The 12,854-nt window shown below is 66.6% G+C and carries 13 protein-coding genes; 8 read left to right on the forward strand and 5 right to left on the reverse strand.

Going from position 1 to position 12,854, the window contains the following annotated elements; all coding sequences use genetic code 11:
- The first annotated feature begins 72 nt into the window (after window positions 1-72).
- From SM757_RS06200 to SM757_RS06230, 7 genes are all read left to right on the forward strand, one after another.
- Window positions 73-1,044 (forward strand): Bug family tripartite tricarboxylate transporter substrate binding protein, encoded by a 972-nt coding sequence (locus tag SM757_RS06200; protein WP_322464790.1) that lies wholly within the window; start codon window positions 73-75, stop codon window positions 1,042-1,044.
- Window positions 1,045-1,133: 89 nt separating this feature from the next.
- Window positions 1,134-1,832: an RraA family protein gene (locus tag SM757_RS06205; protein WP_322464791.1), complete on the forward strand. Its 699-nt coding sequence runs from the start codon at window positions 1,134-1,136 to the stop codon at window positions 1,830-1,832.
- Window positions 1,832-2,755, forward strand: a complete 924-nt coding sequence (locus SM757_RS06210) for an NAD(P)-dependent oxidoreductase (RefSeq protein WP_322464792.1) — start codon at window positions 1,832-1,834, stop codon at window positions 2,753-2,755. The genes SM757_RS06205 and SM757_RS06210 overlap by 1 nt, the downstream gene beginning before the upstream one ends.
- A gap of 139 nt (window positions 2,756-2,894) precedes the next feature.
- Window positions 2,895-3,857, forward strand: coding sequence for a Bug family tripartite tricarboxylate transporter substrate binding protein (locus SM757_RS06215; RefSeq protein WP_066342579.1), 963 nt, complete (start codon window positions 2,895-2,897; stop codon window positions 3,855-3,857).
- A gap of 5 nt (window positions 3,858-3,862) precedes the next feature.
- Entirely contained in the window at window positions 3,863-4,810 is a 948-nt protein-coding gene (locus SM757_RS06220) for an SMP-30/gluconolactonase/LRE family protein (RefSeq protein WP_322464793.1), read from the forward strand.
- Window positions 4,811-4,876: 66 nt separating this feature from the next.
- Window positions 4,877-5,863 (forward strand): Bug family tripartite tricarboxylate transporter substrate binding protein, encoded by a 987-nt coding sequence (locus tag SM757_RS06225; protein WP_322464794.1) that lies wholly within the window; start codon window positions 4,877-4,879, stop codon window positions 5,861-5,863.
- 7 nt (window positions 5,864-5,870) lie between these two features.
- Complete coding sequence (locus SM757_RS06230; protein WP_322464795.1) at window positions 5,871-6,716, forward strand: amidohydrolase family protein; 846 nt, start codon at window positions 5,871-5,873, stop codon at window positions 6,714-6,716.
- 357 nt (window positions 6,717-7,073) lie between these two features.
- Here SM757_RS06230 and SM757_RS06235 read toward each other — a convergent pair whose 3' ends face one another.
- Window positions 7,074-8,030: a LysR family transcriptional regulator gene (locus tag SM757_RS06235; RefSeq protein ID WP_322464796.1), complete on the reverse strand. Its 957-nt coding sequence runs from the start codon at window positions 8,028-8,030 to the stop codon at window positions 7,074-7,076.
- Between the two features lie 230 nt (window positions 8,031-8,260).
- Here SM757_RS06235 and SM757_RS06240 point away from each other — a divergent pair, with 230 nt between their 5' ends.
- Window positions 8,261-9,304, forward strand: coding sequence for a porin (locus tag SM757_RS06240; protein WP_066343131.1), 1,044 nt, complete (start codon window positions 8,261-8,263; stop codon window positions 9,302-9,304).
- Between the two features lie 41 nt (window positions 9,305-9,345).
- Here the strand turns inward: SM757_RS06240 and SM757_RS06245 are convergent, their stop codons facing one another.
- The 4 genes from SM757_RS06245 to SM757_RS06260 all read right to left on the reverse strand — a co-directional run bounded on the left by SM757_RS06245 (window position 9,346) and on the right by SM757_RS06260 (window position 12,847).
- Entirely contained in the window at window positions 9,346-10,356 is a 1,011-nt protein-coding gene (locus SM757_RS06245; RefSeq protein WP_322464797.1) for an acyl-CoA thioesterase, read from the reverse strand.
- Between the two features lie 650 nt (window positions 10,357-11,006).
- Complete coding sequence (locus SM757_RS06250; RefSeq protein ID WP_322464798.1) at window positions 11,007-11,369, reverse strand: bleomycin resistance protein; 363 nt, start codon at window positions 11,367-11,369, stop codon at window positions 11,007-11,009.
- A 157-nt stretch (window positions 11,370-11,526) separates the two neighbouring features.
- Entirely contained in the window at window positions 11,527-11,919 is a 393-nt protein-coding gene (locus tag SM757_RS06255; RefSeq protein WP_322464827.1) for a VOC family protein, read from the reverse strand.
- A 283-nt stretch (window positions 11,920-12,202) separates the two neighbouring features.
- The gene (locus SM757_RS06260) at window positions 12,203-12,847 is read right to left on the reverse strand and encodes a lysozyme inhibitor LprI family protein (protein WP_322464799.1); all 645 of its coding nucleotides are present in this window, start codon (window positions 12,845-12,847) and stop codon (window positions 12,203-12,205) included.
- Window positions 12,848-12,854: the final 7 nt, after the last annotated feature.

Here is a 12,854-nt window from a genome sequence, read left to right on the forward strand (position 1 = left end):
CACGACGGCAGGGGCGCCGCGTCCTCACTCCGGGGACCGCGGCCAACGACCCGGCCGCCCAAAGGAGACAACATGCTGTTCGACCGCCGCCAACTCCTGGCTGCAGCGCTGGCTGCGGCCTGCGCGCCCGCCGCACTGGCCCAAGCCTGGCCCGCCAAGGCCATCAAGGTCATCGTCCCGTTCCCGCCCGGCGGGGGCACGGACATCATTGCCCGCGAGGTGACGCAAACGGTCGCCACGGCCACGGGCTGGACCTTCGTCATCGACAACCGTCCCGGCGCCGGCGGCAACCTGGGCGTGGACACCACCGCCAAGTCGCCGGCCGACGGCTACACGCTGGTGCTGGGCCAGACCAGCAACCTCGCCATCAACCCCAGCCTCTACGCCAAGCTGCCCTACAACCCGGTAAAGGACCTGGCGCCCATCGCCATGGTAGCCACCGCGCCGCTGGCCATCGTGGTGTCCGCCACCTCGCCGTACAAGACGCTGGCCGACCTCGTCAGCGCCGCCAAGGCCAAGCCGGGCGTGGTGAACTTCGCCTCTCCGGGCAACGGCACGGTGGCGCACCTCACGGGCGACTTGTTCCAGAAGGCCGCAGGCGTGCGCTTCCAGCACATTCCCTACAAGGGCGCCAACCAGGCGCTGAACGACGTGATTGGCGGCCAGGTGGACATGTACCTGTCCTCGGTGACCTCGGTGCTGCAGCAAATTCGCAACGGCAAGCTGCGCCCGCTGGCGGTGAGCTCGGCCAAGCGCGTGGACGACCTGCCACAAACGCCCACCGTGGCCGAGGCCGGCTACAAGGGTTTCGATGCGTCGACCTGGTTCGGTTTCCTGGCCCCGGCCGGCACGCCCAAGGACGTCGTGGCGCGCCTCAACACCGAGTTCAACAAGGCGTTGCAGCAGCCTGACCTGCGCAAGCGCTTGGGCGAAGAGGGCGCCGACCCGGCCGGCGGCAGCCCCGATCAGTTCGCTGCCCTGATACGCGACGAGATCCAGCGCTGGGGCAAGGTCGTCAAGGACGCCGGCACCAAGCTGGACTGACCCGGCCCCACGCACCGCCACCGTTTCATCTTTCCCGCCGCGCCGCTTTCGCACCCGCGCGGCCCCTTGGTTCCCAACGGAGATTCACCATGAGTCAAGCCGCCGCATTGCCCGACGTCATCCGCGACATCGAGCGCCTGTCCTCCGACGTCGTCAAGCAGGCGTCCGAATTTGCTTCTTCCATCCTGGCCGACGTGGCTGGCCGCCGCGGCGCGCTGCACGGCCGCATCCAGCCGCTGAGCCCCTCCATGCGCTTCGCGGGCACGGCCATCACCGTGGAAGTGCGCCCCGGTGACAACCTCATGATCCACGCCGCCATGGCCATTGCGCAGCCGGGCGACGTGATCGTCGTGGACGGCAAGGGCGACCTTTCCAGCGCGCTGATGGGCGAGATCATGTCGCAGCAGTGCGTGGCGCTGGGCATCGCCGCGGTCGTCATCGACGGCGCCGTGCGCGACAGCGAGGCCATCCGCGAGCTGGGCTTTCCCATGTTCGCCGCGGGCCTCAACCCCAACGGGCCGACCAAGAACATCGCCGGCCGCCTGAACCACCCCATCTCCATCGGCGGCGTCACGGTGCACCCGGGCGACCTGGTGGTGGGCGATGCCGACGGCGTCACCGTGGTCGAGCGCGCCAAGGCCGCCTCGCTGCTGCCGCTGGCCGCCGAGAAGGTTGACATGGAAACCAAGCGAATTGCCGGCATCAAGAGCCGCCAGGCGCTGCGTCCGGCCTGGCTGGACGGCGCCCTGCGTACCGCCGGCGTGCTCAAGGACGGGGAGACGCTGTGATGAGCAGCCGCAAGCCCGTCTTCCTGATCACCGGCGCGGACCTGGCGCCGCAAGCGCTGGCGCTGCTGGGCGACTACGAGGTGGTCTACGCCGGCAAGACGCCTACCGAGGCCGACATCGTGGCGCTGTGCAAGCAGCACGACCCGGTGGCCATCATCGTGCGCTACAGCAAGGTGGGCGCCGCGGCGATGGATGCGGCGCCGTCCCTGAAGGTCATCTCCAAGCACGGCAGCGGCACCGACACCATTGACAAGGCCGCTGCCGCCCAGCGCGGCATACAGGTCAAGGCCGCCGTGGGCGCCAACGCCGCGGCCGTGGCCGAGCAGGCGCTGGCGCTGCTGCTGGCCTGCGCCAAGTCCGTGGTGCAGCTCAACGAGCGCATGCACGCGGGCCATTGGGACAAGGCCACGCACAAGAGCGTGGAGCTGGCGGGCCGCACCGTGGGCCTCATCGGCCTGGGCGCCATAGGCCTGCGCTTTGCGCGCATGGCCGACGCCATGGGCCTGCGCGTCCTGGGCTTCGACCCCTACGCCAAGGACTTGCCGGACTACGTGCACAGCGTGGACCTGGAGACGATCTGGCGTGAGTCGGACGCCCTCTCGCTGCACTGCCCGCTCACCAGCGACAACGCCAAGCTGATCAATGTGAACACGCTGGCGCAGTGCAAGCGCGGCGTGATCGTGATCAACACGGCGCGCGGCGGCCTCATCGACGAGGACGCGCTGCTGCAGGCCGTACGCGACGGCCAGGTGCACAGCGCGGGGCTGGACAGCTTTGCGGTGGAGCCCATGACGGCGCCGCACCCTTTCCACGGCGAGCCGCGCATCCTGCTGAGCCCCCACATCGGCGGCGTGACCAGCGACGCCTACGTGAACATGGGCGTGGGCGCGGCCAAGAACGCGCTGGCGGTGCTAGCCAATTGAGCAGCGCCAGCCTTGTAGGAGGCCCGCTTGCGGGCCGAACCGTGGCCCGGCTGCAATTCGGCCCGCAAGCGGGCCTCCTACAAAAGCTCGGTGCGCTCTTGCAGGCCGAACAGCAAACAGAACACAACGGAGACAAGCCATGAAATTCTTCAACGTCCTGGCCGGCGCCGGCCTGCTGGCCGCCGCCACGCTGGCCCAGGCGCAGGCCTATCCCAGCAAGCCGGTCAAGATCATCGTCCCGTACCCGCCCGGCGGCGCCGTGGACGTGGTCACGCGCAAGATGGCTGCGCAGCTCCAGGCCCAAACCGGCCAGACCTTCTTCGTCGAGAACAAGGCCGGCGCCACCGGCACCATTGGCGTGATGGCCGCCGTGCACGCGCCGGCCGACGGCTACACCCTGGTGGCCAACGACACCACCTACGCGCTGCTGCCGCACATCTTCAAGAAGCTGCCCTTCGACCACCAGAAGGACCTGGTGCCGGTGTCGGCCTTCATGTTCGCCCCCATGGCGCTGGTGGTGCGGGCCGAGAGCGGCCACAAGACGCTGGCCGACCTGGTGGCCGCGGCCAAGGCCAAGCCCGAGTCCGTCAGCTACGGCACAGGCGGCGCCGGGACGACGCCGCACTTCGCCGCCGAGGCACTGGGCATCGCCACGGGAGCACGCTTCATGCACGTGCCCTTCAAGGGCGCGGGCGAGGCCACGCTGGCCGTGCTGTCCGGCACCATCGATTTCCAGATGGCCTCCACGCCCGGCGTGATCGGACAGGTCAAGGGCGGCAAGGCGCGGCTGCTGGCCGTCAGCGGCGAGCAGCGTTTGCCTTCGCTGCCGGACGTGCCCACCTTCGCCCAAGCCGGCGTCAAGGATTTCAGCGTGGTGAACTTCACCGGCCTGTGGGCGCCCAAGGGCACGCCGGCCGAGGTGACGGCGCGGCTGCAAAAGGAAATTGCCGCCGCCATGGGTACGGCCGAGATGAAAACCTATGCCGACAGCATTGCCGCGCTGCCGGGCTACTGGGGCGCCGCTGAGTTCGGCAAGACGCTGGCCGAGCGCACCGCCTACTGGGGCAAGATCGCCGCCAACACGGCCTTCGAGCGGCAGTAATCAAGATGTTCCTCCTCCAAGCCCCCCAGGTCCGCGACGCCGAGGTTTTTACGAGCATGCCGCCGGAGTTCCGGCGCACGGGCGTGCGCTCGGCCTGGGCGGACGCCAACCGCGGCGGCGTGCCCTGCGACTCCTTCCTGGAAGGGCCGGTGTTCGACGCCGCGGGCAGGCTCTACGTCTCGGACATCCCTTTCGGCCGCATCTTCCGCATCGACGCGCAGGGCGGCTGGACGCAGGTGGCCGAGTACGACGGCGAGCCCAACGGCATGAAGTTCCTGAACGAGCGGGAACTGCTCATCACCGACTACAAGAACGGCCTCATGGTGTGCGATACCGCCACCGGCGCCGTGCGGCCCTTCCTGGAGCGGCGCAACAGCGAGCGCTTCCGCGGGGTGAACGACCTCACCTTCGACTCGCAGGGCAGCCTCTACTTCACCGACCAGGGCCAGAGCGGCCTGCACGACCCCACGGGCCGCGTCTACCGCCTGCGTCCAACGGGGCAACTGGACTTGCTGCTGTCCAACGTGCCCAGCCCCAACGGCGTGGTGCTGTCCAAGGACGAGAAGGTACTGTTCGTCGCCGTGACGCGCGGCAACTGCGTCTGGCGCGTGCCGCTGATGGCCGACGGCAGCGTTTCCAAAGCCAGTCAGTTCTTCACGTCCTACGGCCCAAGCGGCCCGGACGGCCTGGCCATGGACGAGGCGGGGCGCCTCTTCGTCGCCAACCCTGGCCTGGGCTACTGTTGGGTGCTCAACCACCGTGCCGAGCCCGTGCAGGTGATCCGCAGCCCCGCGGGCGCGTCGCTCACGAACCTGGCCTTCGGCGGCGAGGACAGGCGCACGCTGTACTGCACGGAGTCGGTGTCCGGCTCCATTCTCATGGCGCGCATGGACACGCCCGGCTTGCCTTGCGCCCGGCCCGCGCAGCCGCCGCGCGCCACGCCCGCCGCCTGACGCAGGCCCTGCAGGCGAGGCAGCCGCATGAAGCCGCCCGCTTGAAAACATACTCGGAGACAAGCCATGAGATTGCTTCAACGTGCCGGCCTGCGCCGGCTGGCCGCGGCCTTGCTGGGCTGCCTGGCGCTGGGCGCGCAGGCACAGCCGCAACTCTGCGCAGGCAAGCCTGTGAAACTGGTGGTGCCGTTTCCGCCCGGCGGCAACGTGGACCTGAGCGCGCGCATCCTGCAACCGGAGCTCGGCAAGCGGCTTGGGCAGCCGGTGATCATCGACAACCGGGCTGGCGCCGGCGGCACGCTGGGCCTGGACGCCGTGGCCAAGTCCGCGCCGGACGGCTGCGTGCTGGGCATCGCCTCGCCCGTCAACCACCTCGCGGCCCCGGCGCTGTACCCCAAGCTGCCCTACGACCCGGTGCGCAGCTTCACGCCCATAGGCCTGGTGGCCAGCGTGCCCATGGTGCTGGTGGTCGGCCCGTCCTCGCCGGTGCGTGACGTGCGGGAGCTGATCGACTTGGCCAAGTCGCGCAAGGCGCCGCTGACCATGGCTTCCGCGGGCAGCGGCAGCGGCAACCACATCGTGGGCGAGCTGTTGCAGGAGGCGGCGGGCATCAAGTTCATCCACGTGCCCTACAAGGGCAGCTCCCCGGCCAACACCGATGTGGCCGGTGGCCACGTGGATTTGCACATCGACCAGCTCTCCTCGCTGTTGCCGCTGCTGCAGGCCGGCAAGCTGCGCCCGCTGGCCGTGACCACCGCCAAGCGCTCGCCGCTGCTGCCCGCAGTGCCGACGCTGGCGGAGTCCGGCGTGCCGGGCTTCGACGCCAGCACCACGCTGGGCCTGGTCATGCCCGCCGGGGTGGTGCCGGACGTCGCGGCGCAGCTCAACGCGCTGCTCAACGAGGTGCTGCAGCAGCCTGCGGTGCAGGATCAGTTCGCCAAGCTGGGCGCCCAAGCGCGGCCGGGCACGCGCGAGCAGTACGCGGAGTTCATACGTACGGAAGTGGCGCGCACGGCCCGCATCGTCCGCCAGGCCAACATCACGCTGGACTGACACCGCCATGCCGCACAACGCCATGCCCTTTGCCGCCGTGGACGCGCACTTCCACGTCATCGCGCCGCAAGAAGCCTTTCCCCAGCACCTGGGCCGCAGCTACACCGCGGCCGAAGCCCCGCTGGAGCGCTGGCGCCAGACGCTGGGCCCCTTGGGCGTGACGCGCGGTGTCGTGGTGCAGCCCAGCTTCTACGGCACGGACAACCGCGTGCTGCTGCGCGCCCTGGCCGAGGGCGGCGGCGACGTGGTGGGCATCGCGGCGGTGGGCGCGGACGTGGGCGACGCCGAGTTGGCCGCATTGGTCCAAGCCGGCGTGCGCGGCGTTCGCATGGCGCATTTCGAGTTGGACGACCCCAGGCGCATGGGCGGCTTCGTGATGCTGGCCGACGCGCTGGCGCCGCTGGCCCCCCGCTTGCGGGCACATGGGTTGCACCTGCAACTGCTCACGGACAGCCGGCTGCTGGCCGACATCGCGCCCGCGCTGCGCGCCGCGGGCGTGCCGGTGGTGCTGGACCACATGGGCCGCACCCCGGCGGCGCTGGGCGTGCAGCACGCCGGCATGCACGCCCTGTGCGCCCTGATGGACGAGGGCTGGCTGTGGGTCAAGCTCTCGGGCGCGGCCAACATTTCGCAGCAGCCCGGCTGGGACGATGCGGGCGCCGTGCACCGGCGGCTGCTGGCCGCCAACGCCCAGCGGCTGGTATGGGGCTCGGACTGGCCGCACACGCGCTCGCATGGCGCCGTGGTGCATACCGGGGACCTGTGGCAGTGCCTGTTGGACTGGACCCCCAACACGGCCGACCGCCGCCGGGTGCTGCACGACAACCCCAAGGCGCTTTACGGCCTGAAGTGAACGGCTTCCGGGCCGCACACGTTTACGCCCGTCTGCACTGCTGTCCAAGAAGAGCCATGCAGGACTTGGCATCCCGTCAGTCAAGAGGTTTCGCCCTCTACTTCGTCATTCCCGCGAAGGCGGGAATCCAGGCGGTCCCCAAGTCGGCCTGCAGCTCGTGAGCCGGCGACCCAAGGTCCAGCACCACAGCCTTCCTCCTTTATCTCTGCGTTCTGACGTGGGGCCGCCTGGATTCCCGCCTTCGCGGGAATGACGACTTGGGGGGCGCTGCGGGCAGGCCTCCGGCGGGCTGCTGCTCACTATCCCCCCGGCCGGCACGGCACCCGTCCGCAGGCAGGCGCGGCAGCGCACGCCGCCTCAAGGCGCCGCGGCCTTCTTGCGCGCGTGCGGTTGTGACGAAGCCGCCGTGCGCCGTGCGCGTCCCTTTGCGTCGGCCTGGCCGTCCTGGACGCCCGCGAACAGCTCGATGAGCCGCTGCGCCGCCGGCAGCAGGTAGCTGTCGGCCCTGTAAGTGACGCTCAGGCGCCGCCGCATGGTCGTCTCCTTGAGCACCACTTCCCGCAGCGGCGTGCCTTCGCCGACGTGGTGGCGCGACACGAAGCTCAGCAGCCCCGTTTGCGCGATCAGCGGCGGCAGCATGAACAGCATGGTGCTTTCCACCTGCACCACCGGCCGCGGCAGCCGCGCGCGATCAAAAGCGCTGTCCAGCCAGTCGCGCGTGGGCGCGCCCGGCGGCTGCAGCACCCACTGGTAAGCGCTGAGGCCGGCCATCGTCACCGGCGCCTTGAACACCGGGTGGTCGGCGCTGGCGGCCACCACGATGTTGTCCTCGGCCAGCGGCCTGGACACGAAGCCCGCCTCGGCCGGCGTTTCCGTCGCCACCATCAGGTCGATTTCGCCGGCCTTGAGCTGCGGCTTGAGCGCGTCCACCAGCGCCACCACGGTTTTCAGGGTCACGGCCGGTGCCTCGGCCAGCAGTTGCCGCGTCACCGCCGGCAGCAGGAACTGCGCCGCCGTGGGCACCACGCCCACGCGCACGTGGCCGGACAGGCCCCGGCCGATGTCGCCGATCTCGCGCTTGGCGTCCTCCACGTCGAAGCGCATGCGCTGCGCCCACTTCTGCAGCACCACCCCGGCCGGCGTGAGCCGAATGCCGCGCCCCGACTTCTCGAACAGTGGCGCGCCGCACGCCTCTTCCAGCCGCCGCACGCAGCTCGTGAGCGCGGGCTGCGTGCGGTGCAGACGCTGTGCCGCGCGGCCTATGTGCTGCAGCTCGGCAATCGTCTCGAAGTAGCGCAGGTCACGCAGGTCCATACCAAAAGCTCCATGAATGGGTCGGCAGGAATTATCAAATGGACGTGCAGACCTCACGCGCAAATACTTGCGCGCAGCCGGTGATTGAAGCTCACACCCGTTGCGGTGCCCGCGCTCGCCGGCCGGCGTCAAAAGACTGCCTGAATCCCTTCACCAAGCCGAAAACTCCGCTGATGGTTTTTCTATCAACGGTTTTCATGGCGCCTGCACCACAAGCCCAAAGGAGACCCATGTCCATTCGACATCACGCCCGCGCCACGCTGGCCACCACCATGCTGCTGGGCCTGCCCGCGCTGGCGTTGGCCCAAACCAACGTCACGGTCTACGGCATCGTCGATGCCAGCGTGCGCCGCGCCGACAACGCCGGCCCGGACGGCCAGTCGGTAACCTCGCTCAACGATGGCGTCTACGTCGGCAGCCGCTTCGGCCTGCGCGGCAGCGAGGACTTGGGCGGCGGCATGAAGGCCGTGTTCACGCTGGAAAACGGCTTCGATCCCTCCAGCGGCGCCCTGGGCAACGCCAGCTCCAGCGCCGGCAACGGCAACTCGGCCGCGGCGGGCGGGCGCCTGTTCGGCCGCGAGGCTTCCGTGGGCCTGGACACGCCGCTGGGCCTGGTGACGCTGGGCCGCCAGTACACGCTGGCGCACCCGCTGTCGGGCCGCTTCCAGCCGCAGCCCAACCCGAACCTGGATGCCATCTCCATGTTCAGCACCCACCATGTGGCGCGCCAGGACAACATGGCCCGCTACTACAAGCAGTTCGGCCCGGTGGGCGTTTACGCCAGCTACACCTTCAACGAGGGCAACGGCCGCGGGCGCGGCGTGGGCGCGAGCTACACCGCCGGACCGTTGGACCTGACCGCCTACTACCAGGAGGTGAACAACGCGGGCGACACCGTCACGCGCGGCATTGCCGGCCTGGGCGGCAGTTGGCTCTTCACCAAGGATTTCAAGGCTTTCCTGGGCTACATGAAGCGCAACGACCGCGGCACCGGCCCGCAGCAGGAAAACGACGTGGTCAGCATTGGCGCCAACTACAACCTCACGCCGACCCTGGTGCTGACCGCCAACTACGCGCAGGACCGCCAGAGCGACGTGAACGCGGGCAAGCGCAAGATGGGTTACGTGGGCCTGGACTACCTGTTCTCCAAGCGCACGGACCTCTACGCCGAGGTGGACAACAACCGCCTGAGCGGCGCCTACCCGCTGCCGCGCTTCATGGGCACCCGCGACTCGGCCACCAGCGTGTCCGTGGGCCTGCGCCACCGGTTCTGACGTCCTGGCCGAATCGGCCCCCCGGCGGGTCCGTGCGCGGGTCAGGCTTTCTTCGCCGCCCGCACTGCCAGTGCCCCGTCGCCGGCCTTGCGCTGGCTGTAGGGCGCGGTGAACGCGCCGTCCTCGCCCGGCACCCAGCCGCGGAACAGGCTTTCCTGCGCCACGCTGGCCACCAGCGTGCCTTCCCGGTTCCACACCTTGCCCTGCGTGAGCCCGCGCGCGCTGGCGTTGGCGGCGGCCTGCGCTTCCACCAGCAGCCACTCGTCGGCGCGTACGGGGGCGTGGAACCACAGCGCGTGGTTGAGGCTGGCCACGTACAGGCCCGTGCCGGTGCGCGCGTCCAGCAGCGGCGCCAGCGCCACCATGGGGAACCAGTAGTCCGACAGGTAGCCCAGCGCGGCGCGGTGCAGGTTGGGCGCGTCGCCCAATTCGTCGCTGGCGCGAATCCAGTAGCGCAGCGTGCCGCTGGGCTCGCGGTGCAGCAGGAAGTGCTCGGCGTCCAGCGGGCGCATCTCCAGCGAGCGCGAGCCGCCCATGCGCTCGCGGGCGGCCGGGTCCAGCCGGTCGGCCAGGTGCTGCACGGCCTCGCGCAGCGACGGTAAATCTTCAGGCGGCGGCACGCCGTCCGGCAGGGTGGAGCCGGTCACCGGCCCCGGCTCGCCGCGATGGAAGCTGACGTTGGCGCTGAACACCAGCCGCTCGCCCTGGCGGCCGATGACGTGCTGGGTGATGAAGTTGAGGCCGGACAGCAGCCGGCGCACGTCGAACTGCAGCGGTTGATCAGCCAAGCCGGGCGCGAGGAAATTCAGATGCAGGCTGTGCGCCGCCATGGCGCGCCCAAGCCCGTGAGCGGCGGCCATGAGGGCTTGGCCTATGAGCTGGCCGCCGAAGATGGCGCCGTTGACGTTGGTGGCGACGCGGTCGTTGGCGAGCACGCCATCGGCGCCGGGCTCCGGCGTCAGCAATTGGGCCAGCTCATGCCGGTCCCAGCCCGCACGGGGCGGGGCCAAGTCGGGCTGCACGGTGTTCAGCGGGCGGTGTTGGTCGCTCATGCGCGGCTCCGGCAGCGGGCTGCTGTTTGAGAAGGCTTGGGCGCGTTGGGCCGGCGAGGGCCGTGGGCGGCGTGCATGCTGTGCTGCTCCTTGCGTGCACCGGGGGCCGGCGACTGCATGTTTCGTGTGGCGGGCGGCATGGTAGCGGCACGTCAGCGGGCGCCTTGGCCGCGATGGGTCGCTTTTCAGCCGATCAGCTCGCCCGGGTTGGGCCGACCATGCGCCCCATGCGCAGTTCCGGCAGCTCTACCGTCATTCACCTCCACGCCGAGGCGCCGCCGAAACCCGCCCTGGGCGCACCCTGCAACGGCTGCGGCGTGTGCTGTGCGGTGGAGGCTTGTCCGTTGGGGGTGCTGGTGAGCCGTAGGCGGCAGGGGCGGTGCGTGGCGTTGCAGTGGAGCGATACGGGTTCGCTTTACCGCTGCGGCCTGGTGGCGCAGCCGGCCGACTTTCTGCCGCGCGGCCTGAGTTGGGCTGCGCCGCTGCTGGCGCGCTGGGCCCAGCGGTGGATTGCGGCGGGGCAGGGGTGTGATTCGGCTTGCAGCGTGGGGTGACGCTCAGGCCACCGCCGCTCACAGCACGTGGGCGCAGGCGGCCTCGGCGTGCGCTGGCCTCAATTTCATTGGCCGGGAGTGGCCGATTGGGCAGCTTTAAATTTCATGTCCAATTCGAATAAGAGATCCGTTCTCATCAACGATTGCGAATTCGCGCATACCCCAGGGCTTGTCTTCGATGGCTGTGATACGAGGTATGCCTTTGGAGGGCAAGCCGAGCAAATGAAACTCTGAGTAAAGCAAGTCCGCATCGGTCACTCTGAAATAGCATCCAAAGGCTGATTCGGAAGGAACGAGGGCCTGGTGAAGAAAGAAATGAATTTCCAGCGTGCCTCGGTCAGCGATGGCGTAGTCGCCTCCAGGCGACACAGGTTTCACGCTGAATCCGAGGCGCTTGTAAAAATCGCTGGTCCGCTCCATCGAGATCGCAGGCAGTTGAGGAATGGATTTGTTGTTCATGACTTCACACGGTCCGGTTTCAGTCGAAGATCAGGCTGCACTGCAGCATACACGTTATTCAAGAATTAATTTTTGCGGAATTGGCGAAGCGGTGTAAATGCCAGTGCTGCCTAAAAGGCCGCCGACAAAGAAAGACGCCCAAGTTTTATTGTTGGCATTACGCTTCGACCGGAGTACACAGTTCAACCAGTATTCCGTCAGGGCAGCGCACATAAGACATCACTTGTCCCCAAGGTTTCGTGATGGGTGCGGATATTTTTCTTGCGCCCGCGGCTACGGCCTTGCTGTGGGCAAGATGCACATCTATAGTGACGAAGGCAATTTCGAACCCGAGCGGCTGCGGCGAGCTGTGCGCCTGCACATGGCCTTCAGGGAAATTCATGTCATCCAATTCATGCGCTGCAAAAGATAAAGTGGTTTCTCCGGTATCCAGCTCTCCATAAGTACCGCTCTCGTGGAGAAATTTTCTCGAAAGTCCGAATGCCTTTTCAAAGAAGGTTAGAGAATCCGCAACATCGGGCGCGTAGGCCATGGTATGGTCGAGTTTTATTTGAGTTGCTTTGGGGTGTTTTGAAGGGTAATGTGCGAATTCAGCGGTCGGGAAAGGTGTAGATTATTTTGATCCGCTGGTAAGTGGGGTGGCATTGGTTCGAAAGATATTCGACACTGGAGATTGAGGAGGTTGAAAAGATGGCTCATTTTTGCGCCGATTTTTGGTGTCGTCTGTACGAAATGTCGATCGAGTAGCTGTCTTTAATTGATATGTCACGCGTGCCATTCTCCTAAATGCTTCGACGCAGTTTCGAGATGGAAAAAGCGATAGTTCATGTTTATTAAAGAGGCTCGCCAAGCAAATTGTTTAAATATAAATATACGCCTTTGGCGTTTCGCTTAATCATGCCCTCGTAATGAGAGAAGGGCTCGGAGGTGCAAAGAAATTTGCGTTGTTCTGAAGATAGGCTCTTGAAAATTATCCTAATATCTTGCTCGTTACGGCGCATTGCCTTGAGTATTCCAGTGGCAGGAATGGTGCCGGAAGTGCAAGAATCTGGCGCAGCCGATCCTGCAATAACTACAGTCGATCCCAAGTAAAGGTCAGTATGCTTGATAACATACCATGAATCGGTAAAGCCATATTTGTACGATCTGGAAACGCTGTCGCAGGACTGCAGAGAGTTCAAAAAAAAGATTCGACTCTGGTATTTATCTATAAGGCAGGTGCGAATGTTGATTTCGTTTCTGCAGTTGTTTCTCTCCCGAAGCCAAAACTTTTGCTCTTTCAAAAATTCTGTTTTTTGTTGTTTCGAGCAAGGAAGATTTTTCCAAGCAAAATTCAAATCAGCATCCAACTTCATAATAGTGGCATCGCTGCATAGTAAACTCCCGATGTTTCCCGCATCACAGTGATTCTTGCAGAAACCAACACCAGGAACAGAGATGGATGCCAAGAGAAAGAACGATAGTCGGATGGATAGCATGTAAAAG

Source organism: Azohydromonas lata, from assembly GCF_034427735.1.
In the GTDB taxonomy this organism is placed as follows: domain Bacteria; phylum Pseudomonadota; class Gammaproteobacteria; order Burkholderiales; family Burkholderiaceae_C; genus Azohydromonas; species Azohydromonas lata.